This is a genomic window from Nocardia gamkensis NBRC 108242, assembly GCF_001612985.1.
In the GTDB taxonomy this organism is placed as follows: Bacteria; Actinomycetota; Actinomycetes; order Mycobacteriales; family Mycobacteriaceae; genus Nocardia; species Nocardia gamkensis.
Map to the genome: position 1 here is coordinate 41,862 of NZ_BDBM01000007.1, position 24,744 is coordinate 66,605.

Below are 24,744 nucleotides of genomic sequence, written 5' to 3' on the forward strand. Positions count from 1 at the left end.
CCGGATCGGAGAAAACCCGAGGTCGGTGCGCCGCGGCGGAAGCTCCCGGATCCGGGTTGTCCACATGTGCACAACTCGGGTGCCCACCAGGGTGAACGCCGAACCGTGCCGGTACCGCCCCGCCCTGGCGCTCGTAGGATGGGCCGGGTGACTTCCCCCGATGATTTCGCGGCTGTAGCGACCGGTGTCGCGTCCGGATCGGACGCCGGATCCGTTGCGGCGCAACAGGTCCTACGCCGAGTCTTCGGTTACGACAGCTTCCGCGGCGATCAGCAGGCGATCGTCCAGCACGTGATCGACGGTGGCGACGCGCTGGTGCTCATGCCGACCGGCGGAGGCAAGTCGCTCTGCTATCAGGTCCCCGCACTGGTGCGCCCCGGCGTCGGGGTGGTGGTCTCCCCGCTGATCGCCCTCATGCAGGATCAGGTGGACGCGCTCAGCGCACTGGGCGTACGTGCCGGCTTCCTCAATTCCACGCAGTACCCCGACGAGCGGCGGACCGTCGAGGCGCAATTCGTCGCGGGCGAACTCGATCTGCTGTACCTGGCGCCGGAGCGGTTGCGCCTCGACTCCACCGGACAGCTGCTGGATCGCGGCAAGGTCGCGCTGTTCGCCATCGACGAGGCGCACTGTGTCTCCCAGTGGGGTCACGACTTCCGGCCCGACTACCTGGGTCTTTCCATGCTGCACGAGCGCTGGCCGGACGTACCGCGGATCGCGCTGACCGCGACCGCCACCGAGAAGACGCGCGACGAGATCATCCAGCGTCTCGACCTCGGCACCGCCCGCCGGTTCGTGTCCAGCTTCGACCGTCCCAATATCCAGTACCGGATCGAGCCGAAGAACCGCCCCGAGCGTCAGTTGCTGGAATTCATCCGCAACGAGCACGCGGGAGACGCGGGCATCGTCTACTGCCTGTCCCGCAACTCGGTGGAGAAGACCGCGGCGTTCCTCACCGAGAACGGCGTCACCGCGGTGCCCTACCACGCGGGCTTGGACCATCGCACCCGCGCGGCGAACCAGTCGCGCTTCCTGCGCGAGGACGGACTGGTCGTCGTGGCGACCATCGCCTTCGGCATGGGCATCGACAAGCCCGATGTGCGCTTCGTCGCCCATCTCGATCTGCCGAAATCGGTCGAGGGGTACTACCAGGAGACCGGGCGCGCCGGCCGCGACGGGCTGCCCTCGACGGCGTGGATGGTCTACGGCCTCAACGACGTGGTGCAGCAGCGCAAGCTGATCGACTCCTCCGAGGGCGACGCCGCCCACCGTCGCCAGCTCCAGCTGCACCTGGACGCCATGCTCGCGCTGTGCGAGACGGTCGGCTGCAGGCGCACCCAATTGCTGGCCTACTTCGGCGAGCCCGGATTGCCCTGCGGCAACTGCGACACCTGCCTGTCCCCACCCCAATCCTGGGACGGCACGGTGGCCGCGCAGAAGCTGCTGTCCACGGTGCTGCGGCTCCAGCGGGAACGTGGCCAGAGCTTCGGCGCCGGTCACATCGTCGACATCCTGCTCGGCAAGAAGAACCCGAAGGTTCTGCAGTACGACCACCACGAGCTGAAGGTGTTCGGCGTCGGCACCGACCTGCGCGATACGGAGTGGCGCGGCGTGGTGCGGCAATTGCTGGCCCACGGGCTGCTGGCGGTCCACGGAGACTACGGGGTGCTGACGCTGACCGAGGCCAGCAGCGAAGTGCTGTTCGACGGACGGCGAGTACCGCTGCGCCGCGAGCCCGAACGCGCGACCAAGCCCGCGCGGGCCGCGAAGGCCGCCAAAGCGGCCTCGGCCGAGCTGCCGCCCACGGACCTGCCGCTGTTCGAGAAGCTGCGCGAATGGCGCGCGGCCACCGCGAAGGAGCAGGGCGTGCCCGCCTACGTCGTCTTCCACGATGCCACCTTGCGCGAGATAGCGGCACGCAAACCCGCGAGCCTCGCGCAGCTCGGCGGCGTCAACGGTGTCGGTGAGAACAAACTCGCGAAATACGGCGAACAGGTGCTCGAAGTGCTCGGCGCCGAATGAGCCGCTACCGTCACGCGGGTCACCGAGGGGTGAGGATGGCGACCGGACGAGGCCGTCGAAGACTGTGGAGGACAGCGTGAGTCGGAGCGAGACGATCGGGCGCCGGGAGTTCCTGGCCGGTGCGGCCACTCTCGCGGCCGGGGCCACGTTGGTCGGCCGCACTCCGGCACGCGCGGTACCCGTCGCGGAGGGGGTCACCAAGTTTCCCTTCCCGGCCGAGCGCCGGGTGCGGGTGCTGGTGACCGGCGACGCGGGCACCGGTACCCGCACCCAGTGGGCGGTCGCCGACGCCATGCGCGCGCTGCACGGTCGCGAACCCGTCTCGCTGGCACTCGGGCTCGGCGACAACATCTACGAACACGGGCCCGACGGCGCCGCCGACCAACAGTTCGCCGACAAGTTCGAAAATCCCAACACCGGTTTGGATTTCCCTTGGCTGATGGTGTTGGGCAACCACGACAACAGCTCGGTGCTCGGTGGTGACGGCGGGTGGCTGCTGCGCGGCAACGCCGAGGTGGAATACCACGCCGGCTCCAGGCGCTGGTGGATGCCGAGCCGCTACTACTCGGTGCGCATTCCCGAGGAGAACCCCGTCGTCGAATTCTTCGTCCTCGACGTCAACCCGCTCGCCGCCTACCTGCCGCCGGTCTTCACACCCTATTGGGCGGTCGACGGACAGTTCATGAACGAGCAGCGCGACTGGCTCGATCGCGCTCTCACAGAATCGCCCGCCACGTGGAAAATCGCCTGCACCCACCACCCGTATCTGAACAACGGCCCGCACGGGGACGCGGGCCGCTACGAGGGCTTGTCGCTGGAGCCGATCAACGGCGTGCCCGTGAAGCGGTTCATCGAAGACCATGTGATCGGCCGCTGCCAGTTCATCCTGTCCGGGCACGACCACTCGCTCCAGGTGCTCGAACCCACGGCGGCAACGAAGGGAACCAGGCAGATCGTGTCCGGCGCGGCCGCCAAGACGGTCGGGGCCGAGCCGCGGCTCACCGCGAGCGCGGGCCACAGTGCGCTGTACGAGAACTATCACGAGCTGGGCTTCATGGTGCTCGAGCTCACCGAGGACGGAGTCGAACTGGGCGTCCACACCGTCGACCTGACGACCGGCGCGTCCGCCGAGGCGTTCCGGCGGCGCCTGGCCTGAGTTCCAACTGGGTTGCGCCGCGCGGGAATTGCGGCGGGTCGCCGTCGTGGGGGCTACCGTTCTGGCTATGGCACCGGGTGAGGGTTCCAGTGACGCGGGCGACGACATTTCTACCGGCTCGATGGGCGGTGAGACTCCGGACGCGCCGCCGTACGTCCGCAGCAGAACCGATCCAGCCGTGGAGAACGTATGGCTGCGGCGCAGGCCACCGCCACCGCGCCCCGGCCTGCCGCGAATGTCGACGGTGGCGCTGCTCGCCGCGTTCCTCGCCGTCCTCACGCTCTACGTGGCGCTGCATCAGGGTGGCTAGGGCCTACGCGACCTGCGGGAATAAACCGGTTGCCGGGTCACTTAGAGTGGACCGTTATGAAGGAGAAGGGGCGCAAGGTCATCGCGACCAACCGCCGGGCGCGGCACAACTACACGATTCTGGACATCTACGAGGCCGGAATCGCGCTGGTCGGCACCGAGGTGAAGAGCCTGCGCGAGGGCAAGGCCTCGCTGGTGGACGCGTTCGCGACGGTGGACAACGGCGAAGTGTGGCTGCGTGGGCTGCACATCCCCGAGTTCAGCCACGGCACCTGGACCAACCACGCGCCGCGCCGGGTGCGCAAACTGCTGCTGCACAAGCGGGAGATCGAGCGGTTGGTCGGCAAGTCGCGGGAGGGCAACCAGACGCTGGTGCCGCTGTCGATGTACTTCTCCGACGGCAAGGTGAAGGTCGAGCTGGCGCTGGCCAAGGGTAAGCAGGACTACGACAAGCGCCAGGACTTGGCCCGGCGCACGGCCGAGCGAGAGGTCACCCGTGAACTAGGACGGCGGGTCAAAGGCATGCGGTGACCGCCGTCCTGCTCGCGCTGGTAGCCGCGGTGGGCTACGGCGTGAGCGATTTCTACGGCGGCGTGGCGTCGCGGCGGGTGACCGCACTGCGCGTCGTCATCTATTCCTATCCGTTCTCGGTGCTGCTGGTGCTCGCGCTGCTTCCATTCGTGTCCGGGAGCGCGGACGCCGCTTCGCTGTGGTGGGGCGCGGCGGCGGGTGTCGCCAGCGGTGTCGCGGTGTGGTGGTTCTACGCCGCGCTGGCGGGCGGTCCGATGGCAGTGGTCTCCCCGCTGACGGCGGTGCTGGTCGCGGGCATTCCGGTACTCGCCGGGCTGGTGACCGGCGAGCGCCCCGGCCCGCTCGCCTTCGCGGGCATCGTGTTCGCGCTGGTCGCGGTGCTTCTGGTGAGCCGGGAGTCGCCGGACGAGGTGACGGAGGAGATCACCGGGGGACGCGAACTGCGGTTCACCCGCAAGGTCGCCGCGCTGACCATCGGATCAGGCGTCGCGTACGGTTTCGCCTTCGTCTTTCTGCACGAGACATCGGCGCAGTCCGGACTGTGGCCGCTGCTCATGCAGCGCCTCGCGGCCACCGCGGTGGTATGGCTCACCGCGCTGACCGCCCGCGATTTCGGGCGGCTGCGGGGCGAGCCCCTACGACTGGCCTGCTATATCAGCGTGCTGGACGTCATCAGCAACGCCGCGCTGCTGTATGCCTTCCACGGCTCGCTGCTGTCGCTGGTGAGCGTCATCGGCTCGCTCTATCCGGCCGTGACCGTGCTGCTGGCGATGGTTCTGCTCGGCGAGCGGGTCCACCGGCAGCAGCAGGCGGGCTTGGTCCTGGCGTTGGCCTCGGTCGCGCTCATCGCCGCGGCCTGAATACTTGGCGGCCATCGAGACGCGCGGCTGCGCGGCCGGGCTGTCCTGCGTCCGATGCGATGCGGCAACGGAACCAGCCGCTGGACAAGACTTACCGGCACGCCTGCTGGCGGCCGTACCGGCCGAACTATGTACGGACGTGTCGAACGGCCGCACAGAACGACTACGATTTGCGGCGCCGGGTCACTCGGGCAACGGCCGATCCCGAAGTTGCTCGCCGTCCGAGCGAGGGCGGAGGCGGGCGACGAGTGTACGTCGCCCCGATCCGTACCCGAGCTACCCGAATTCGGTCCTACCGCAGGCCGGACGCGCGGCTCATCGCGTGCACGGTTCGCGCAGCGATATCCGTTTCAAGGTCGGACTGCGGTAATCGGCGACCACGGTGCGCGACCCCAATGACGTGGACGGATCGGGCACGTTGACCACCGCGCGTTGCGCCGCGACGTCGGGTTCGTCCCGCCCGTAGACCTGCTGCGCCGCCATTCCCTCGGAGTCGACGGTGAGCCCGGCAAGGGTCTTGCGCAGGGTCGGCCGGTCCAGTCCGCCGGTCTCGGCTGCCTTGGTGAGCAGCGCCTTCAGCGGATAGGAGATCGCCCAGCCCAGGTTGTAGCCGAAATTCGTCGGTTCGCTCGGCGCGGCGTTCCTGGCCCGTTGGGCGCCGAGGCTCATGCCGTCCCAACCGTCGAACGGGGAGGTGTAGTTGTACAGCGACATCAGCGCGGGCGCGGCCGGGGTCTTGAGCAGGGCGCTGTTCCAGGTCGGTGTCGATCCGAGGAACCGGCCCGTGTAACCGGATTTCGCCAGTTTTCCGACGATCTCGGCGGCTTCGGCCGGTCCGGTGGCCAGCAGGACCACGTCGGGCGGATCGGCCATGATCTCGGCGACCGGGTAATCCTGGTTGCCGACTTCGGGGTTGGGCCCGGTGTCGACCCGGGCGGTGATGGTCGCGCCGTTGTCCAGTGCCCACTTGAGCGCCCCGCTGGCGTAGTCACCGCCGTAGTTGCCGCGGTAGGCGACCACGCCGAGCGTGCGCGGCTGGTAGTGGTTCTGCGCGAACCAGTCCAGACCCAGCACGGCTTCGGTGCAGTACGAGAAGCCGTCGTCCAGCACCAGGTCTCGGTCGGTGGAGCGGTACTGCCAGCCGGACCAGAGGGTGCCTGCCCCGGTGACCAGGTCCGCGTCGTCCATCTCGCCCAGGACGGCCAGGGTCTGCGCGGTCCCGAAGCTCATCGCGAGGGCCAGCACATGGGGGGCGATGTTCTCGAACTCCGCGACGTGCCTGCGCGGATCGTAGGCGGTGTCTCGCGTGTAGGTCGCGATGTCGATCTCGTATCCGCCGATACCGCCTTGCTTGTTCACCTCGTTCCAGAACGCGAGCTGTCCGTCCTGCAGCGACTTTCCGAGCGGAGCGAAGGGGCCGTTGTTCAGGTCCGACAGAACACCCAGATAGATACAGCCCTTGTCGCGGTGGATCGCGTGCGGGCACGCTTCGCGGGTGACGCCCGGGGCAGCGGCGGACTCGGAAGCCGAACAGCCGCCGGTCAGGACGAGCCCGAGCGCGAGGGGGGCGGCCACGAGACGCAGCAGCCGACGAAGATTACGGTGGAGAGGCATGTCTTGCTCGCTTACGGCTGCACGCAGGGCTCGGTGAGGGTGACGCGGTCCTGGGTCGGGCCGTGATAGTCGGTCGCCAGGGTCTTCGCGCCCAGCGGCGCGGTCTGATCCGGCGCTTCCATGACCGCACGCTGGCGGGAGAGGTCGGGTTTCGCCGCGCCGTAGATGTATTCGGGTATCGCGCCCTCGTAGTCGACGCGCAGGCCGTGCACGGCTTGACGGACGCCCTTGCGGGTCAGCTTGCCTTCGTTGACCGCTCGGGTGAGCAACGCTTTCATCGGATAGGAGAACATCCACCCAGCGCTGTAACCCCAGGTGGAGGGCTCGCGAGTCGCCGAGGCCCTGGCCTTCTTGGCGCCGGCGCTGATGCCGTCCCAGCCGTCCAGCGGCGAGGTCATGTTGTAGCGCGTCGTGATCGCCGACGCCGCAGGGCTTTTCAACAGGCCGCCGTTCCAGGTCGGGCCCGAGCCGAGAAACCTGCCCGGAAAACCGGCCAGCGCCGCCTTGCCCATGATCTCGCCCGCCTCCGCGGGACCGGTGGCCAAGAGCACGAGATCCGCTCTGGCATTGAGGATCTTCGCGACGGCGGCGTCCTGGTTGCCGATCTGGGTGTTCGGCTCGGTGTCGATCTGCGCCACCATGTCGACGCGGTTGGCGGAGGCCCATTTCTTGGCCCCGGTGGCGTAGTCGCCGCCGTAGTCGCCCTGATAGCTGACCGTGGCGATCGAAGACGGCTTCGCTTGGTGCTCGGCGATCCAGTCCAGGGCGATGATCGCCTCGGAACAATAGGAGTAGCCGGACTCCAGCAACAGACCCTTGTCGCTGTTCTCGAATTGCCAACCCGACCACAGGGTTCCGGCAATGGCGACCATGTTCGCCGCGTCCATCTCGGGAAGTACCTTCTGCGTCTGCACGGTGCCGAAGCTCATGGAGAGCGCGAGGACGTGCGGCTCGATTCGCCGGTACGCCTCGGCGTGCTTCTGCAGATCGTAGTTCGTGTCCTCGGTGTAGGTGGCGATGTCCACCTCGTACTTGCCGCCGATGCCGCCCGCTTCGTTCACCGCCTTCCAGAACGCCAGCTGGCCGTTGTGAATGTCCTTGCCCAGCGCGGCGAACGGCCCGCTGGTGAGATCGGACAGCACGCCCAGGTAGATACACCCCTTGCGGGAGTCGACCGCGTTCGGACACGGGTCGGAGGTGACCCCGGGTTCGGACGCGGCGGCCGACTTGTCGCCCAGGACGGAGCACCCGGTCAGGACGAGTCCGGCGATGGCGGTGAGGGCGGACAGGCGCAGCAACCTGTCCCGAATGGTGCGAACTGCCAAAGTGTTTCCTTAGTCTGAAATCGAGATCCGCTGCTCAGAGCCGATCGTACGGCTCGTGCAGTGTAAGTCGGGTTCCTCGCCGGGCCCGGAGAACCGGCTACCAGCATCCGGGAAGGATGGGGTGTTCGAGCGGGCGGTGAGGGGGATCCGGTTGAGCTGCGTGCCGTGACCCCCGGACCATATCGGAGGAACAGAGAACACGGTGCGTTCTCGACACCGCCCGAGGGTGGGGAGTTCGGAGGTTCCGGTCCGGGAACATGGCGACTCAGAATGTCTCCTCCGATCCGCGGGGTCCCTTACCTCACCCGCGTCAGGGGCCCCGGCCGCCGCTGCCGGTGTGGGGTCCACCACGACCGGATATGGGGATGATCCGGCCTCTCGCCGGTGTTAACATGAACAGCCCGGCAAGACGCCGGGGCGTACGGGGCTGAACGGTTTCGACTGCGTACGTAGATCTAGGGGAAGCGTGTCGGTGCAGGCAAGAGACCACCGTAAGCGTCGTTGCAACCAATTAAGCGCCGATTCTCATCAGCGCGAGTACGCTCTCGCTGCCTAACCAGCGAAGCGTCTCTGTCGGCCCGGGGCATGCCCTCGGCTCCGGTGCCGGCATCAGCTAGAGGGCTAACCGTCCTACTCGGTCGCGGAGTAGGACGGGACATCGAACAGCGACTGGGATCGTCATCCGGGCTTGTTCGCGGGACCCGGAGATCCGAGTAGAGGCACAGCGGACTGCACACGGAGAAGCCCTGGAGACGCGGCGGAGGACCCGGGTTCGATTCCCGGCAGCTCCACCACAGCGGCCTTACTTGAACCGGGGTCCGTAAGGACCTGGGTGAGGGTAAGGCCGCTTTTTGGTTTCTGACCTGCAGGGTTGTGGGGTCTGGCGGCAGGCTGTACGCAGGCGGGGCGGGTTCCGGCGGCTTGGTGCAGGTCGGCGAATGGTTGGTGAAGCTGGTCGCTTGTGACGCCGCCAACGTCGAGGTAGAACCGCTGGAAAAACGCCTGGTTAAGGTGGCGGCGGACGGTGTCGGTCCTGGCTCGGTAGAGCTGGGCCGGGTCGATGAGCAGGTCGAGGCCACGTTTGAGGACGTCAACACCGACGGCCAGCTCGGCACTGGTGGCGGTGAGGCTGACTTGGACCTTGGCGCGGTCGGTGTGGATAGTGCGCAGTCTGGCTTTGATCTTGGCCTGGGGGAGGGTGCCGTCAGCGGCGAGGTCGAGCAGCCGTTCCTCTTTGGCGTCGAGTTCCTTGAGGCGGGTGGTGAGGCTGGCGTGCATCGCGCGGACGCTGGTTTGTTCGTCAGCCAGTGCTTCGTCCAGGAGTTCCCGGAGGGCAGTGTGGAAGCTGGTCGGTAGCCGCAGAGTGGCGTAGTGGTCAACGATGGCTTGTTCGACCCGCTCAGCTGGTAAGTGAGGTAGATCACAGACGCGTTCTTGGCGTCCTCGGCACAAGAAATAGCCGTAGTAGTGGCCGTTGCGTCCTCTGGCTTCGGTGTAGATGAGCCGGGAGGTGCGGTTGTGGCGGCGGCAGCGGTCGCAGAACAGATCCCCTTTGAGGTAATGCTGCAGTACGCGGTCGCGCTGCCCGCGGCGGCTGCGCATGTCCATGACGTCCTGGACACGGTCGAACAGTTCTTGGCCGACAATCGGCTCGTGCCTGCCGGGCCGGAGCTGGTCGTCGACCAAGACCCAGCCGGCGTAGTACGGATCTTTGAGCATGCGGTGCAGCAGTTTGAACGAAAGCGGGCGCTGGGGGATGGTGCCGCGTGCGCGGGCGGTCAGCCCGAGGTCTGCCATCGTGGCTTCGAGGTGTTCGAGACCGTACTCGCCGGTGGCATACAGTTCGAACGCCCGGCGCACCAGGGGTGCGCGTTCGGGGTCGAGGGTGATGGTGTTGATCTGTTTGCCCTCGTACTCGACACGGGTGTTGAGGTAGCCGACCTTTGCGAATCCGAGGGTGCCGCCGTTCAGCGCTTTGGTGCGCATCTTCTCCTGGATGTCCAAGCCTTGCAGCGTGTTCATCAGGTGATTCATCACGTCGAGCATGCCTTCCATCGCCACGGCGTGCGGGCCTTCGCCGAAGTCTTCCTTGGCGCTGATGAGGCGGACGCCCATCTTGTTGAGCTGGGTCTCGATGATCGCCGCGTCGAAGCGGTTGCGGAAGGCACGGGAGCGCATGTAGACGATGACGTAGCGGACTTCGGGATGCTCGGCGAGGTACTTGAGCAGATCCCGGAAGACCGGCCGCTTGTCGATGGTCTTGGCCGAATAGCCGGGCTCGATGAACTCCGTGGCGACTTCGACGCCCATGGCGTTGGCCTTGGCGTTCCCGTGGTCGCGTTGGGTGGCGATGGACAGGCCATCGGGGTCAATGTCGATGGCGGTGTCGAGCTGCTTCTTGGTGGAAACCCGTAGTAGGAGGACGGCTTTCTCATCCACGCGAGCTCGGTTCGGCAGGGTTCGTCGGGCCATCGGATACCTCCGTGTTCGGTTCGGCGGAAAGCGATTTCGTGTTCGCGGCGGGGACCGTGTGATGTGGGATCCATAACCAGAAGTTTGGCGGGCTGTTGGCCTTCTGAGGCTCGGAACTTTTGACGGCAAATGTGACGGCAACACAGCCAAATTTCCACGTACGTTCGCGTGCTCGTACAGCCTTGTTTATAGAGTTCAGACGATCTTGTAAGGTGGCTTCGATCGCTCTGAAGAGCCTTGTGTCCCCAGTTCGAGTCTGGGAGGAGCCACCAACGAAACCGCCTACCCCATCAGGGGTGGGCGTTTTCGTTGGTGCGGTTTCAGTGCTTGCCGACGTGCTCGAATCCGCGGCCTGACGGCAATTCTGACGGCTACGCCCCCTGTTGACGGCTGCCGTGAACAAACGGTCCTCGACTTTGGTCAGGGCGTTGCGTTTGCTGGCGAGGTCGACGTGTTCGTAAATGCCGGTGGTGCGGACATCGCCGTGGCCGAGGATCGCCTGGATGTCACGGGAGTGGACGTCGAGGCTCTTCTGGGTGGTGGCGTTGCTGTGGCGCAGCCCGTGCAGGGTGACTCGTGGCAGGTCAAGCCGCTTGCAGATCCGCATGAACGATCTCGCCAGGTTGTGCGATTCCAACGGCCGTCCGGTGCTGGTTGTGAAGACCAGCTCGTTTTCGTCGCCAGCGCCTTGCCAGGCTGCACCGGCCGTGTCCCTGGCTACTGCTTGGCGCGCTCTGTGTTGCAGGAGCGCATCGTGAGCTGTGGCGAGGAGGGGTTCGTCTCGCCTGCTGGATTCTGTCTTGAGTTCGACCTGCCGTAGTTCGCCGTTGATGCGTTGTACCTGTTGGCGGATGCGGAGCACACCGTGGTCGAAATCGACGTCACACCAGCGGGTGCCGACGACCTCCCCGGCACGCAGCCCGTAGAGCGTGAGCAGGACGAAGGCCGGATAGAGCGGGTTGTCGCGGGCGGCATCGAGAAACTGAACAGTCTCATCGGGAGTCCAGTGCGCTGCTTCTTTCGCCCGGTGTCGCGGCAGCTCGACCAGACGGGCGACATTGCGTGGGATCATTTCCTGACGCATCGCGTAGGTGAGGGCGGCGCTCAACACCTTACGTGTTTGATGGATTGTCGCCACTGATCTGCCGTTGGCAAGGAGGTCGTCAAGAAAATTCTGCACCGTGCGGACGGTGAGGGTATCGAGCCGGTAATGCCCCAGGCCAGGTTTGATGTGGAGGCGAACGACCGCCTCATGTCTCTTGCGTGTGAGAGGCCGACGTTTTTCCCGTTCGAGCCAGAAGTCCAGGTATTCGCCGACCTTCCAGAACTTTTCTGGTGGCAGGATTCCCTGCCGAGCTTCGTCAATTATTCGTGTGAGTTTTGTGTGCGCCTCTGTACGAGTCTTGCCGTAGACCCGCAAACGACGCGTTTTCCCGTTGACGGTGCCGAGGTGCACCGCGCCTTCCCAGCGTCCGTCCTTGCGCTGGTAGAGGGTGCCTTCCCCGTTGGTTTTTCGGCCGCTCATCGGGGGCCTCCGACCTCGGCTAATCGCCCGATGAAGCGCTCTATCTCGGCTGCGGGAACGAACCGTCGTCGGCCGATCTTCAACGTCGACAGTTCCCGGCGGTGGATGAGCTGATAGACGCTCCAGCGGCTCAACCGCAACTGCTCACAGGCTTCGGGAATTGTCAGCAGCCGCGACGGCGAGACTGCGGGCATCTGCTCGATGGGAGCGGCGCCATAGGTGGGATGCGGTCGCGCGGGACCGTCGACGCCCTCATCCGCCAGTTTGAGTGCCAGAATTCCCAGGGTTCGCAGCATCGCTCGTGTCTTGTGCGACAACCCTGCCGCTCGCGTGAGGGTCGGGCGTGTGGTGGTGACTTTCGTCATGCCCATGCCTTCCCCAGCGAATCGGCCGCGTGCCCTGGATCCGGGGCCTCCAGGAGGATCCCGACGCCGAGGCGTTGCAGGTGGCCGCACAGAAGTCGGGCGTGAGTGGCGGTCCGTGCGAACCGGTGCGGCGCGGGGACGATGACGTAGCGGATGTCGGGATGCTTGGTGAGATAAGTCAGGAGGCGGCGCACCGCTGGGCGTCGGCGCAGGCTGGTTGCAGGCGCGCCGATTTCGATGAACTCCTTGATGATCCCGACGCCGTGCCGCATCGCGACGCGGTGTCCGGCCTCGCGTTGCAGTCCGATCTTGATAGGCTCCCCGCCGCCAGCGGCCTGGTCGGCCACGGTGGTGGCGGCGATGGACAGAAACAGCACGGCGGGTACAAACGGCTCGACGGCGAATGGGCACGGAATAGTCACGCTGCCCCGGGCATCAGGAGCGCTCATACGGCTCTCCCGCTGACCACAGCAAGGTTGAGCGGCCGGTGGTAGGTGGTGCGGCTGGCGTACGGCCCGAGCCTTGTTTCGGCCAGGCGTTGACGAATCATGACCTCGGGAACCACGAAGTGATCGGACAATTCCTCCGGCGTGGTCAGGCCGGCTTTCCAGGCGCGCCTGAGCAGCCGACTCGGTACGAGTAGCTGGCCAGCGAAGTACTCAGCTGCCCGGTTGGCCTCGTAACGGCCGCTGACAAGGTCGTTGCCGAGGTAGAGGTGGGTGGCGCGGTGATAGTCGAGGACGTGCTTGAACTCGCGCGCCACGGCGACGCGTTGTTGCTTCCGCTGGACGGTCGCGGCAATTTGGATGACCCATCGTCGGGTGGTTGTGTCCCAGAATCCAGCACTTGGAAGCCGTTGATCGAAGACGTACTCGACGCGTATGTGACGGAGGTCGGTAATAACGTCAATGGGGATCATCGTGGCGGACGATCGGCGGCCAGATAGAAGTGCGGTCGCTTGCTTTCGTGCAAGTCGCAGGCTGTCGGCAAAAGCCGCCGGACGTTCCGTCATCATGGCGCGTAGTCCGGCTAGCGTCGCGTGTTTGCGACTTGGCGTTCGACGCGCCTGAGCGCTGCCTGTAGCGGTTGGTCCTGTTTTTCTTGGCATATGGTCCTCCTTTCAATCAGTTGTTTCTTGGCGCTTGTTTCCTTTCCTTATGTGTTTGCATGTCGATCAGTAATAGCTACTATTTGTGACGATGGTTCGCAACCACGCAATCATGGCGAAAGCACCTCCGATATCGAGCGGCGACGGCGTCGATCGCGGCTTCGATCTCCTCGATGGCTTCGCGCGGAACGCCGTGGTAAGAGACGCGAACGAACGGCTCGGCCCGTGATTGTCTCGTGGACAGCCACCCTGCTATCGCGAACAACTCGTCACACGGCAGGTCGATCGCTTCGGCGATGGCACGCAGGCTGTCAGGCGTCGGCTTGGCAAAGAATCCCTGGGCGATCCGCGTGATTGTCGATCTGCTGAGTCCGGATCGGTCGGCTAGTATCGCACGGGTGATATGAAGTTCTTTTCGTCGCGTTTCAATTACTTCGGCTAGTCGTAAGGCGGTCTCATTGCGAGATGTTGTTTTCATAGTCTTCTCCATTTTCATTCCCCCTCTAGTAACCATAACTCCGTTGTTGCGTGAAAGCAATTATTGTAGGAAATAAAACAATAATTTAAAGAGCGGAATTTATGATTTTCTACGCTCGCTCATCAAATATCCACACCCCACTCCCATCTGCCGGAAAGGCCACAACATCGCCCTCTTGGAGCATCTCCTCGCCAATAGCCGAATAGTCGACATATACGAAATCCTTCAATGCTTGAGGTACCGCATGTTTGAGCGTCGCTTCGATTTCGAGCGGTTCAAATAGCTGGCGGACGTAGGCGGCCATGCTCTCGTGATGGCCCTTGTAGGCAGTTGCGAAGTGGTCGAATAAGCGTGGGTCGTCTTCGTGGGCGCTGGTCCAGGCAGCGAACGCGGGACCGTGGTCCACGATGCCGTTTGCCACCTTCGACAGCAGTTCGATGCTGTGGACGTCGTCCAAGCCGATGGCACCGGTGCTCACGTGGAAGGCTCCGAACCCCTGGTGGTCCCAGATGTAGAACCGATCAGCGTCGTGCTCGTAGGGTTCGCCGAGAACGGCATACAGCTCGGCGTAGATGTAGTCGGGGTCTCGTGCCATCTCCAGCCAGGTGCCTCTCGTGAGTTCGGCCCGCAGCGGGAGGCCAGCGGTCACATAGATCCGGGGGTAGCGCAGGGCTTCCCGCTCGTGGCTTGTTTCGGCCTCATCGCGCCGCAAGTGGTCTTCGGACTGTGCCTGTCCTTGCTCGGTGCGGTTTGTATTGTGTGCGTCGGTATTTGGAAATCGCTCATTCATGCTCGCCTCCTTCGGGTTATGTTTGGATGTTGGCCGGTCGGACGGTGCAGAGGGTGTGCATTCCCTCGATCCGCCGTCCGCCGGCCTCTTACACCGGGCGCTGAGCCGGGGCTCAGCTGTCCGCCTGCTCGCCTTCGGCCTGCTGCCCACCTCGTCGGCCACGGGTGCGGCGTCCGCCCTGTGGCGGTTCGCCTTCCGATGCTTCCGCCGTGTCGGCAGAGCCATCGGTTCCCGACTCCTCCTCCTGCACGGGTGGAGGCGTGGGGATGGCGGTGAACAGGTTGTCGATGGCTGCCTGCCGGGTGCGTGCCTCTTCTTCGATGGCGGCACGAGCGGCGTTGGCCCTGGCCATAAGGTCAGGATCGTTCTTGGCAGCCTCGATCCAGGCGTCCACGGCGGCGAAGCATTCAGCCTTGAGGCTGCGCTTCCGCAGGTCGGCAATCCAGGTCAGCTGGGTATGCCGGGCGGTGTCGATTCGGATAGCCAGGGTGACTTCCTTGTTCGACGGTTCGGACATCGCTCCTCCTCGGTGCGAGCGGCCGGTAAGCACTGATTGCGCTTACGAGTACGGCCGCATGGCACCGACGACGGCATCCCGCTATCCGGTGAGACCCGGTGGTGCGGTGCGTGGGTCGTCCGGTCTCAGGCGAGAGCGCTTGCGGTCGGACGGCACTGGATAGCCGGGCAGCACGATGTCGGAATCGATTTCGTTGCCCCAGACGTCCCAGCCGGGTTGCCGCCGCCGGGCGAACAGCTCCAAATATGGCCCGCTGCTGACCCTCTCGATAATCGCGTACTGCTCTTCCGGCTTGTGGCTGTGCTCCTGCACGGGGGCGATGAACCACGTCGGCTGTGCGCGGAAGTTCACGGGAGCGCGCCCACGGGTACCGAATAGGACGTGCTCGGTCATGTTGCGTAGGTACTGCCCCAGCTGCAGGCGCGGTTTCACCCAGGTGAGCGGCGAGCGGTAGGTGAAGCCCCAGGCGGTCATAATGTCGTAGCCCGCCCGCCACGACCCGTTGGTGACCCACAACCATAGGTGCGCGTCGTCTTCCGCGAGGCTGGTCACGGGCATGTTCGCGATCTGCTCGACGGTCATCAGCGGGTAGTGCTGGATCGCTCCGCGCCCGCCTGCCTGGTCGATGTTCCATGGTGGGTCAGCCATGATAGTGCGGTACCGTTTACTAGGCGCCGCTGGCCGTATGCGGCTGCTATTGGTCATTGTTCACCTCCTTTCTGCATGAGTGCGACGAGCTGTTCGGGCGGGATAATTCGGAACAGCTGCGATCGCAGCTTGCGGTCCTGGTTGATGGCCCGGCGCAGGGCATCGCGTCGTTTCTCGGCCTTGGACAGCGTCTCGGCGGTGATGCTCCACACCACCAGAGGGAATCCGCCGCTTCGTTCTTGCTCGATACCTTGACGCCAGTACGCCTCGTACTCGTGGCATTTGCGGATGAGGGTGGGGATGCTCTCGGTACCCTTGTCAATCTCGATGAACGCCGCATCGACGTACTCGTTGCCGGGCGGGCAAGCCGTTTCGGCGTACAGATCCGGCTTCAAGGTCAGCCGTGTTCCAGCGACGCCGACGTAATCTCGCCAGGCAGCAGGCTCGATCTCACATTTCACCAGCTCCAGCCGACCGTGCCGGTTGGCCTCGACAAGAGCTACATGGGCGTCGGCAATGCCGAGCTGATGGTCAAGAAACCGTTCGGTCGGAGCGTGGAAGCGTCGCCGGGCCGTTGCTCCGGATTCCCGGCGCAGTAGGCGCTGGCCGATGTCATCGACGTAATGCACCATGCCGTCGCTGCCCGCGCTGAAGCCGCCGACCCGTTGAGTCAGGCTGTCGAGCACCCGCAACCGCCGGAGTTTGGCCAGCGCCCGTTGTGCCTTACGCCTGCCAGAACCGGGCGTCAGACCGCCGAAATGCAGCGTCTGGATGTGGCGCACGGTCAGGAACCGATGCCCGGCCACCGAGCGGAGGATTGCCCAGTCGCGCTCACTCATCTGTTTGGCGATGGCCGACAGGTCACGGATCGGCTGGCGAGTCAGGCGAGGGGTCGGTTGCTGGTGTGTGGTGCCCGAATGGGCACCATCATTCGCGTCCAGCAGGACGCGAAATTTCGAGCTGACCGGCGAGGATGCAGGATTCTGAGTCGGGGCGAGACGGCCATCGAGATGGCCAGTGCTTTCCGTCCCCGTCGCTTCGCTCCGCCGCGATTTTTCCGTCGTCATGCCTGCCTCCTGCGACGCCGAGGCGCGCCACTCGCGTCGCTGTTCACCTGGTCGAGCAGCTCGGCGAACCCGGCCTCGATCTCGTCTAGCGGCTGGCCGTAGCGTTCGCGGCTCAGGCGCCGGATCTCGTTCGGATCGCTGGTTTCCGGGGGCGGCGGCAAGGTGACGCCCGAGGCCCACGGTTGCACGGTGTTGTCGCGCATCAGGTTCACGTAGACGTGGTGGGCGGGCAATGCGCCGAAGTCTTCGGGCGCGAGCACGGATTGTCCGGTGGCCATGTCTTTGGCATCACCTGCCTGGAGCTGGAAGGTGATCCGACTCCGCGCGTTGTTTCGGAAGGCGTCGAGCATCGCCGGGGGCAGCTGCTTCTGGTATTGGTGGGCGAGATGGAATCCGGCGCGCAGGCTGCGGGCCGTCGCCAGCGCGTCACCGAGGTCAGTCGGCAGGCGCAAATAGTCCTGCACCTCGTCGATGTAGACCATGACCGGCGTGCGGCTGTCCTCCGGTGTCCCGGCTCGTTCCCGGATCGCCTGCCAGAGTTCGGCGAGGATGATCGCCCCCAGTAGCTGCGCCGCTTCCGGCCCGATGACGCCTTTTTGGAGTGGCACCAGGAGCACCAAGTTCTCATTGAGAACTTGGCGGATATTGAACTTCGGGTGACGCTGGGCCAGAACGGCGCGCAGTTGCTTGGTCAGCAAGGGGCGCAGCTTGTTGCTGAGCGGCGCGATCTTCGTATCCACCGCTTCCGGCGACAACGAGTCGAACCACGCCCAGAACGGTCCGGCCGCGAACGGATCCTCCCGGATGACCCGCTGGGTGAGCGACCGCCGGAAGCTCGGATTGGTCAGCAGCAGCGGCAGCATGGTCAGGCTGGCATCGTCGCGCTTCGCCAGCACCTCCAAGGAGTTGCGGAGGATGTCGGCCGAACGCGGCCCAAGGTCGCCATGGATGGCATGGATGGTGCCGAACAGCGAATCGGCGATCACCTCCGGCGTGCGGCCCTGGCTGTGCGCTAATGGATTGATGCCCACGGGCGCCTCATCGAGCGGATCGAGCAGCACGACGTCGCCGGCCCGTTCCCCTGGGATCCGCGCCAAGATGTCGGAAACGAGGTCCTTGGGCTCAATGACCACCACCGGGCGCCCGGCTTCGAGGTCTTGGACGATCAGGTTCAGGAGCAGCGTCGACTTGCCGGTGCCGTTCGGCCCGATTACCCAGGTGTGGCGCATGCTGTCGAGCACGTCGTAGCCGATCGTGCCGGAGATGCCGGGCGCGTTGGCCTCGGCGATCACCCGCTCGCCGGACAGCAGAGCAGGCGTCGGCCGGACCGGTTTCGGATGCAGGGGCGGTTGACCGGGAAACCGCTCGTCATGATCAGACACCGGCCAGGCCAGCAGATGACTCAGTTCTGGCACGCTGAGCGGTTGAGCGGGAGTCAAGATCGACCACGTCGCCTTCGGCTCGTTGATGTTCTTCGGCTTCTCGTCTGCCAGCTTGAAATGGACCCCGGCCGTTTCGACCGTCCCGATCGCCGCTGCCAATCCGAGCAGCAGCGATTTGCGGCGATCCGCGGTGCCGGCCTCGACGCCGATCCGCACCACCGCCGAAAAGCCGTGCTGCCCGAGCTTGCGAGCGATGGCTTGGCGGGCGTTCGGGCGCTTGTCCGGCAGCAGGCCGTGCCACACCTTCGACGCTGTCGACTGGTGACCGCCGAGCGGCTGCTCGACCGGCGGCAACATGGGCTGACGGCGCGGGCCGAGCGCGACTTGGATGACCAATTGCTCCCCGTGATGCACGGCGGTGAGGGCACTCAGGATTGAGCGACTCGACGCCACCCGATCGACCGGCTCCAGCGGCCAGTCCGTGGCGGTCAGCTTCAAGCGGCGAGCCGTCACGATGTCGCTGCGCTCCTCGGTGTCGAACGGCGTGACGACCGCGCCCGACACCAACTGCTCGACCGACCGGCGTACCCCGTGGGCGTGTCGAAGTTGGCTGCCGACAAGGTATTCCACGCCTTCAACGGTCGAACGGGCTTCGAGGATCAGCTGCGGCGCGTGCTTCTGGGCCGCCCAGTGGCGGAGCAGCGACGTGGCTGCGCCTTCACGAAACGGGCTGGGCCAGAAGAGGAGCTGCCAGACAAGGGAGTCAGCGGTGAGGTCGATGTCATTCATCGTCATCGGTGAACTCCTTCTGAATTGCCTGAACGGTGGCGGTCGGCTCGGGCTGCCGGTGGGCTGCTTCCTCGGCTTTGGCTTCGGCCATTGCAATGGCGATCACGGCGCGGCTGAGCTTGTAGAGGTCGGGCGGATTGCGTTTGTCGCTACGCACGGTGATGTGCCGCTCCGTCTTGTCATTTACGTTGCGCCGCTTGGCCTCTCGGTCAGCACGGCGGGGGTTTGATCTTCCTGTTTTGGACATAGCTCTCCTCCTCGATGAATTACTTTGCCTATTCAGCGAATCAACGCGACGGCTGCGTCGCTGTCGCCCGAATTGCGTCTGCGCAACTAGGTCTAATTCCACTATGAATTGCGCGTGCGCAATCCCCAATCAAGATTGCAAAAAGCACCACACCGAGACGAACACCAGTAAAAGAGGTGAAATGTCCCGCTTGTTGTTCGTCATTTTGTTCACCACCCGGCACGCATCCGGCGGTAGATAACGATCCCGCCGATAACGAGCGCGATCAGTCCGATCACGCCCAGGATCACCACCAGCGTCGGCCACATCGACTGAATCAGGCTGACCGCGAAGTAGATGGCGATCACGCCGAGCAGGATGGCGATGCAAGCCCGCTTGAACGCCTCGGCCATGCCCTGGGGCGAATCCCCGCTCACCGCGGCCACCGCCGCACCCACTCGATCGCCTCGTTCGCCACCAGCCCGGCGAACGCCAGCGCCAAGCGGCTGCTCGTCGGTGCCTGATCTGCCCGCTGTCCGGCGTACCGCTGGATGTCACGGCTCAGCCGCAGCGACCGCCGGAGGACGAAATTCACGATGTCGCTGACCGTTTCCAGATCGTCGCCTTGCGGCACCTTCGGTTGCAGCTCGTTCAGCACCACGTGGTGGTTCGCGGAACGGTCCATGCTCACCACTCCCCACCGAGATTGTCGTCGTCCGCCTCGGTGGGCGCGATCGGCACCGGCGCCATGCGCTTGGGCGCGGCCGTGGACCTCGTGCCCTTGGTGGGCTTGCCGTCCTCGGCCACCAGTTCGTCCAGCCGGTCCATCAGCTCAACGAGCACCGAACGGTCGACGCCGACGTACGGCCGGAGCAGATTGCCGTTCGAGTTGCCGTCTTGATGCACGAACACCGCCTCCGGTCCGCATCCCTGGTGATACGACCGGGCCAGCAGGCGCAGCTGGTCCGCCCCCTTGATCGGCGCGCCCATCTTGGCGAGCGTGGCAGCGTAGACCCGCTCGGCCTTCAGCTTGAGCGGCGGCAGCTGGGCCGTCAGGCCGTCGATCTGGCGTTGCAGCGCCACCCGCTGCCGCTCGATCGGCTCCAGCTGCAGGGCCAGCTGCCCGACCTCGTCCGTCTGGAGCGAGCCGTCCCGGAACCTGGTCGCGAACACCACCACGTTGACCACGATGACGATGAGCGCAAAATACACGCCCAAGATGGCCGCACCGGTGATGCCGCCGCCCGCCGACACACTGTCCGAGGTGATCCGGTAGGCCATGACGATCCCGGCCCCGACGGCGAGCGTGGTCGCCAAGCCGATGAACACCAGCGGCAGGATGCGAGCGGTTCCCTCGGGCAACGTGACACCTCCGGAGGTGTCCTTGTAGCCCTTCAGATCCCGGCCAATGAACTTCAGACCCACGGCCACGGCCGCGGTGCCGAGGAGCGCGAAGACGACTGCCGTGATGAGCGGGATCAGGCTGCCGCCCCACGCCGCGCCGTCACCGCTGGCGATGCCGGTCAGGTCGACGTTGAACACCTGGCTCAGAAAGTACAGCAGCACGGGGAAGTCCAGCAGCGCCGCCCAGGTCGAGAAGCGGTGCAGCCAGATCGGCACCCGCCGGTGCTTCAGGCTGCCCGCGTCGCGCTCCTCGGTGATCGTGGCGCTGACCTTCGTCATCCGGTCGCGGGCATCGCGGGCCGCAATGACATCGCCGTTGAAGCCTGTGACCGGTTGCGCGTCCAGGCGGTCGAGTTCGGCTTGTTCCGTGGCCATCTCGCCCTTGATCGCGGCGGCCTGGTCTACCAGCTGGGCGAGTTGGTCGGCACCGTGTTCGCGGGCTTCCTCGGCGGCCAGCATGCCCTTGCTCATGACGAGGGCCTCCATCTGGCTGAACGTGTCGGGCTCACGCGTCTCACCGATGCAACCCTGCTCGCTATGCAGCGCCATCACCTGCGGCAGCCAGTTGCGCGGGATCGGCTTGCCGGTGGCCAGCGACAAGGCGATGTCACGCTTGGGCACGCCCAGTGGTGACGACGGATGGGCACCGGTCGCCGGCGGCGTGGCGATCGGCGGATCGGTCGGCTTGCGCAGAGTCACGGTGGGCTGTGGTTCGGGCTGACGGCCGTTCGGCCGGGCGGGCATGAGGGTCATGACGGGATCTCCAATCTGGTTGAGGCATGGGGATTTGTGGGAGATATACGGCGGTCGGCCATCACCGGCCGCCGCGGTGAAAGGTCAGCTCGACGCGCCGGTTTTGCTGGGCTTTCAGCTCGTCGAAGACGCCATCGGTGAAATTCGGGATGACCGGCTCGCGCGCGTCGCGGCCGGAGACAATGCCCAGCAGTTCAGACGGCAGCCCCAGTGCCACGAGTCGATCCGCCACGGCACGGGCCCGCCGCTCGGACAGGCGGTTTCGGGTGTCCACGGTGCCGGTGTCCGCGATGTGGCCGGTGACGTCGATGGACGAAACGTCACAGCGGGCGGCGGCCTGGACGATCGGGCGGAGGGCATCGTCGGCGTTCGCCGGCAGGACGGGACTGTCCGGCGCGAAGTGCAGCGTGGTGTCGTTCAGGCTGGCCCAGACCGGGCAGCCGCCCTCGGTGATCGCGTCGGGCACCGGCACGACCGGCACCGGCAGGGTGGCGACCGGCGCCGCCGCGGACGGCATGTCGTGCGCGACGGTGCAACTGGCTGCCCCGGCGCGCTGGCAGATCCCGGTCCACAGCTGCTCGACCAGCGTGCGGGCGAACGGCGGAAGACCAGGCTGCGATCCAGCGGCGATGCCTAGACCATGGAACGTCACGTGACGGCCGGACAGCTTGGGCAGGCGGCCCTGCCGGGCGATGCTGTCGATGACGCTGTCAGGCTTGGCGTTCCAGCCAACGACGCGCAGGTCGACCGGCGCGACCGTGCTGATGCCGGAAGACAGGACGTGCAGATCGCCGGGCAGCTGGCTGGCGCGGTCGAGCAGGCCGAGGAGGTCGAGGCCGGGGTGGTCGGCACGGACTTCTGCCACCGTATTCGCCAGTTCGCGCACCGAAGCGGTGATCTGGCGATCGGCGTCAGCCGCGGCGTGTTGCACCTGGCCGTTGGGCCGGAGAGGTGTCAGGTCCTTCGTGAGGATGTCGCCGGTCGCCGAGGACACCACGCGCACGGTGGCGTCGCCGGGGCGCTTGGAATGCTCGGCCATCTCTGTCAGCTCGGAGATGAGCGAATTCGACAGGGCCGTGCGGGGTTCGGCGCTGGTGACCGTGGCTGCGATGGTGATCGCGGAGGGCTGCGAGTCCGCAGGCGCCGCGGTGCAGCCGATCAGCCCGAGTAACGCGGCCAAGCTCGTGAATATTGCTAGCAATACCCGAAGCGCGTGTTTCACTAACGAGTAGACAGGTGACCCCGAAAACGCCTGGTCGGCACCTGGTTCGGGCGAGGAGGTCAGGGAGGTGTGGTGGGGCATGGGAAAGCCGCCTTCCGAGATGTGCCAGTGGGATGCGAGCTGCCGATGCCTGTGGCGAGTTGCGGTACAGCTCTGGCTGAAACGGTACGAACCGGCAGGTCAGAAAGCAGGCGTGCAAGGTGGCGCTGAAGTTGGTGGGAAAGTTGGTGGGTAGCTGCCGCACCCATGGCGCGCTTCTCCAGTCGGGAACATGATGGCGTCATGACTCGCAACAATCCACGCTCCCGCCTCCACGAAGCGCTGGAGCAGTACGGCCGGCGGGCCCGGCGTCTATCCGAGGCCCGGATGCTGAGCGTGGATATTGTTCTGCGCCAGCTCGGCGACGAGGCACGGCTTTCCGATCCGCTGTACCGCGAACAACTGGCGCGTCGTGTCGTAGTGATGCTGCGGTCGCTCATCGCTGCGATGCCGGATCCGGTCGACCGCCGTATCGCCGAAGCAGTGCTCGCGGCTGCGCCCGAGTTCTACGACAGAACGGTCGAACAGCGCCGCGCCTACGTGCGCGAGCACGACTTCGGATTCACCGATGAACAGTTCAAGACACGACGGGCCCGGGTGGTTGCAGACCTCGCAGCCGATCTGACCGCTGCCTTCCGGAACCACACAGAGCCTATGTCGCGCATCTTCATTTCCGGCAGCTACGACGATGTCCGTTGGGACCGCGATGCCGCGGAGCTCGGCACGGCACTGGCCGATCTGCCCGTCAGCCTCATAGCAGGAATGGCGTTGCCGGGACGGCGAGTGAGCTACGCGATGGCAGATGCGCTGGCTGCCAGAGGGATTTATTCACCCAGTCGGATTCAGCTGTTTTCCCGCGCGAACGTGGCACAGCCAAGCGACGCCGATCGCAGGGTCGGCAGCATCGTGTATGTGGGATCGACACAGCAGCAGAAGCGCCGCGAGATGGTGCGCCATTCCTCGCTGGTTATCCTGTTCGGTGGCGGAAACGGCACAGTGGAGGAGACGAATTTAGCAGAAGCGCATGGTGTTCCAGTGATACCGCTCGCTTTCACCGGCGGTGCAGCGCAGCAGTATTGGCTTTCGCATCGGCATGCGACGGACGTTATTCGAGTTGGCGGTCATCCGGTCGATCCAGGTACTTACGCGTTGCTCAACCACGAAGTACACAGCCTGGCTCTGCGCGCGGCGATCGACCTCGTTCGCCAAGGGCTCAAGTGACACGTAGTTCGTGCAATGTACCGCCAATTAACGGCTGTTTGCATCCTGGCGCGTGCTCTACTTGGAGCGCTGTATCTTGACGATCAAGCGATACAATGACAAATATGATGCGATCGTCGTGTCGGCACTCTTGACGGTGGAGTTCAACACGTAGGTTGGGACCATCTCGCCACTGCATTCTAATACAAACTTCGCTTTAGTTTCTTCGTGTTTAAGGGGTGTTTCGTACCAGGACGTCGCGTAGTTGACGTGGAGTTCGTTGCTCTTCAACCGCGAGAAGTCGAGTTCGTAATCATCGCCGTTCAACCGCAAAGTGGGTAGCCGCATTCCGATGATTCGCGGCACTTGAAAATGAGCTTTGAATCGAGCTGTATCAGACTCGACTTTCACGTCGAGCGCGATCCGGGGGTCGACCCACGGGGCGTTCGTCAGAATCAGCTGGGCAAGCTTGTCGATACCGCGGTCACTCCATCGCCTGATGGTCCTGGCATCGGTGCCGTGTACGAGCGAGTAATCGTCTAGCCGCGCCTGAACAGAATCGGCTTCGTTCAAGTATCCCATTGTTGCCAGTGCAGTCATGATGTCGCGGTCGTCCTTGTGATGGCGACTGAAGAACAGAAGCCGACTCAATGCGATATCGGCGTTTCCGCCGCCAAGTCCCTTCAAGATCACCGGCGCTTCTAGCATCTTCGATTCGTCCAGCTCTCCGGGCAATCTGCGGAGTGTCCGCAGCTCGGCCCGGACCACATCCCGAACGCTCACCGTTTGACTCCTATGCTATTCGCGCGTGTAGCTATCCTAGCAATTTCGTCGGTGGAACCTCATCGCGAATGAAAAACACCCTGGGCCGCAACGAGCGCAGGGCGTTCTTCGTTGCATCGCGGGGTGGTGTCGGCGTCCCGTATAGAACACCGTTGTGGT

General features: G+C 65.0%; 25 protein-coding genes, 1 other RNA gene and 1 pseudogene. 8 read left to right on the forward strand and 19 right to left on the reverse strand.

Going from position 1 to position 24,744, the window contains the following annotated elements:
• Window positions 1–138 precede the first annotated feature (138 nt).
• The 5 genes from recQ (at window position 139) to NG1_RS07865 (ending at window position 4,878) form a co-directional block, all read left to right on the forward strand.
• Window positions 139–2,022, forward strand: coding sequence for a DNA helicase RecQ (gene recQ / locus NG1_RS07845; RefSeq protein ID WP_062969385.1), 1,884 nt, complete (start codon window positions 139–141; stop codon window positions 2,020–2,022).
• A 76-nt stretch (window positions 2,023–2,098) separates the two neighbouring features.
• A complete protein-coding gene (locus NG1_RS07850) occupies window positions 2,099–3,178 on the forward strand; it encodes a metallophosphoesterase (protein ID WP_062969589.1) in 1,080 nt (359 codons plus the stop codon).
• 67 nt (window positions 3,179–3,245) lie between these two features.
• On the forward strand, window positions 3,246–3,488 hold the full coding sequence (locus NG1_RS07855; RefSeq protein WP_062969386.1) for a WLR motif membrane protein: 243 nt from the start codon (window positions 3,246–3,248) through the stop codon (window positions 3,486–3,488).
• 56 nt (window positions 3,489–3,544) lie between these two features.
• The gene (gene smpB / locus NG1_RS07860) at window positions 3,545–4,018 is read left to right on the forward strand and encodes an SsrA-binding protein SmpB (RefSeq protein ID WP_062969387.1); all 474 of its coding nucleotides are present in this window, start codon (window positions 3,545–3,547) and stop codon (window positions 4,016–4,018) included.
• Window positions 4,015–4,878, forward strand: coding sequence for a DMT family transporter (locus NG1_RS07865; RefSeq protein WP_174315398.1), 864 nt, complete (start codon window positions 4,015–4,017; stop codon window positions 4,876–4,878). The genes smpB and NG1_RS07865 overlap by 4 nt, the downstream gene beginning before the upstream one ends.
• A 315-nt stretch (window positions 4,879–5,193) precedes the next feature.
• Here NG1_RS07865 and NG1_RS07870 read toward each other — a convergent pair whose 3' ends face one another.
• Complete coding sequence (locus NG1_RS07870; RefSeq protein ID WP_062969388.1) at window positions 5,194–6,492, reverse strand: ABC transporter substrate-binding protein; 1,299 nt, start codon at window positions 6,490–6,492, stop codon at window positions 5,194–5,196.
• A gap of 11 nt (window positions 6,493–6,503) precedes the next feature.
• Complete coding sequence (locus NG1_RS07875) at window positions 6,504–7,817, reverse strand: ABC transporter substrate-binding protein (RefSeq protein WP_062969389.1); 1,314 nt, start codon at window positions 7,815–7,817, stop codon at window positions 6,504–6,506.
• 423 nt (window positions 7,818–8,240) lie between these two features.
• On the opposite strand from NG1_RS07875, the gene ssrA reads away from it, so the two are divergent.
• Window positions 8,241–8,611, forward strand: a transfer-messenger RNA (tmRNA) gene (gene ssrA, locus NG1_RS07880).
• Window positions 8,612–8,738: 127 nt separating this feature from the next.
• Window positions 8,739–9,173, forward strand: coding sequence for a hypothetical protein (locus tag NG1_RS07885; protein WP_157113908.1), 435 nt, complete (start codon window positions 8,739–8,741; stop codon window positions 9,171–9,173).
• 306 nt (window positions 9,174–9,479) lie between these two features.
• Here NG1_RS07885 and NG1_RS38950 read toward each other — a convergent pair.
• From NG1_RS38950 to NG1_RS07965, 16 genes and pseudogenes are all read right to left on the reverse strand, one after another.
• A pseudogene (locus NG1_RS38950) lies at window positions 9,480–10,289 on the reverse strand (recombinase family protein); the annotation flags it as partial.
• Window positions 10,249–11,814 (reverse strand): tyrosine-type recombinase/integrase, encoded by a 1,566-nt coding sequence (locus NG1_RS35250; protein WP_084498767.1) that lies wholly within the window; start codon window positions 11,812–11,814, stop codon window positions 10,249–10,251. The gene NG1_RS35250 and the pseudogene NG1_RS38950, both read right to left, overlap by 41 nt.
• Window positions 11,811–12,110: a helix-turn-helix domain-containing protein gene (locus NG1_RS07905; protein ID WP_210750387.1), complete on the reverse strand. Its 300-nt coding sequence runs from the start codon at window positions 12,108–12,110 to the stop codon at window positions 11,811–11,813. The genes NG1_RS35250 and NG1_RS07905 overlap by 4 nt, the downstream gene beginning before the upstream one ends.
• A 65-nt stretch (window positions 12,111–12,175) precedes the next feature.
• A complete protein-coding gene (locus NG1_RS07910; protein ID WP_084498768.1) occupies window positions 12,176–12,628 on the reverse strand; it encodes a recombinase family protein in 453 nt (150 codons plus the stop codon).
• Window positions 12,625–13,098 (reverse strand): ImmA/IrrE family metallo-endopeptidase, encoded by a 474-nt coding sequence (locus NG1_RS07915; protein ID WP_062969395.1) that lies wholly within the window; start codon window positions 13,096–13,098, stop codon window positions 12,625–12,627. Before NG1_RS07915 ends, NG1_RS07910 begins: the two co-directional genes overlap by 4 nt.
• A 268-nt stretch (window positions 13,099–13,366) precedes the next feature.
• Window positions 13,367–13,783 (reverse strand): helix-turn-helix domain-containing protein, encoded by a 417-nt coding sequence (locus tag NG1_RS35255; RefSeq protein WP_168434129.1) that lies wholly within the window; start codon window positions 13,781–13,783, stop codon window positions 13,367–13,369.
• A gap of 91 nt (window positions 13,784–13,874) precedes the next feature.
• Window positions 13,875–14,555: an antirestriction protein ArdA gene (locus tag NG1_RS07920; protein ID WP_168434130.1), complete on the reverse strand. Its 681-nt coding sequence runs from the start codon at window positions 14,553–14,555 to the stop codon at window positions 13,875–13,877.
• 112 nt (window positions 14,556–14,667) lie between these two features.
• Window positions 14,668–15,072, reverse strand: coding sequence for a hypothetical protein (locus NG1_RS07925; RefSeq protein WP_062969397.1), 405 nt, complete (start codon window positions 15,070–15,072; stop codon window positions 14,668–14,670).
• A gap of 81 nt (window positions 15,073–15,153) precedes the next feature.
• On the reverse strand, window positions 15,154–15,720 hold the full coding sequence (locus NG1_RS07930; protein WP_245659825.1) for an MT-A70 family methyltransferase: 567 nt from the start codon (window positions 15,718–15,720) through the stop codon (window positions 15,154–15,156).
• A 53-nt stretch (window positions 15,721–15,773) separates the two neighbouring features.
• Complete coding sequence (locus tag NG1_RS07935) at window positions 15,774–16,787, reverse strand: replication-relaxation family protein (RefSeq protein ID WP_062969399.1); 1,014 nt, start codon at window positions 16,785–16,787, stop codon at window positions 15,774–15,776.
• Window positions 16,784–18,964 carry a type IV secretory system conjugative DNA transfer family protein gene (locus tag NG1_RS07940; protein ID WP_062969400.1) on the reverse strand — a complete coding sequence of 727 codons (2,181 nt, stop codon included), beginning with the start codon at window positions 18,962–18,964 and terminating at the stop codon, window positions 16,784–16,786. The genes NG1_RS07935 and NG1_RS07940 overlap by 4 nt, the downstream gene beginning before the upstream one ends.
• Complete coding sequence (locus NG1_RS07945; RefSeq protein WP_062969401.1) at window positions 18,951–19,205, reverse strand: hypothetical protein; 255 nt, start codon at window positions 19,203–19,205, stop codon at window positions 18,951–18,953. Before NG1_RS07945 ends, NG1_RS07940 begins: the two co-directional genes overlap by 14 nt.
• A gap of 209 nt (window positions 19,206–19,414) precedes the next feature.
• Window positions 19,415–19,630, reverse strand: a complete 216-nt coding sequence (locus NG1_RS07950) for a hypothetical protein (RefSeq protein WP_245659826.1) — start codon at window positions 19,628–19,630, stop codon at window positions 19,415–19,417.
• Window positions 19,618–19,869 (reverse strand): hypothetical protein, encoded by a 252-nt coding sequence (locus NG1_RS07955; RefSeq protein ID WP_062969402.1) that lies wholly within the window; start codon window positions 19,867–19,869, stop codon window positions 19,618–19,620. Before NG1_RS07955 ends, NG1_RS07950 begins: the two co-directional genes overlap by 13 nt.
• 2 nt (window positions 19,870–19,871) lie before the next feature.
• Window positions 19,872–21,341, reverse strand: a complete 1,470-nt coding sequence (locus NG1_RS07960) for a hypothetical protein (protein ID WP_157113909.1) — start codon at window positions 21,339–21,341, stop codon at window positions 19,872–19,874.
• A gap of 61 nt (window positions 21,342–21,402) precedes the next feature.
• Window positions 21,403–22,521: an OmpA family protein gene (locus NG1_RS07965; protein WP_062969404.1), complete on the reverse strand. Its 1,119-nt coding sequence runs from the start codon at window positions 22,519–22,521 to the stop codon at window positions 21,403–21,405.
• Window positions 22,522–22,845: 324 nt separating this feature from the next.
• Here NG1_RS07965 and NG1_RS07970 point away from each other — a divergent pair, with 324 nt between their 5' ends.
• A complete protein-coding gene (locus tag NG1_RS07970; protein WP_157113910.1) occupies window positions 22,846–23,823 on the forward strand; it encodes a hypothetical protein in 978 nt (325 codons plus the stop codon).
• Between the two features lie 57 nt (window positions 23,824–23,880).
• Here NG1_RS07970 and NG1_RS07975 read toward each other — a convergent pair whose 3' ends face one another.
• Window positions 23,881–24,585, reverse strand: coding sequence for a hypothetical protein (locus NG1_RS07975; protein WP_157113911.1), 705 nt, complete (start codon window positions 24,583–24,585; stop codon window positions 23,881–23,883).
• Window positions 24,586–24,744 lie beyond the last annotated feature (159 nt).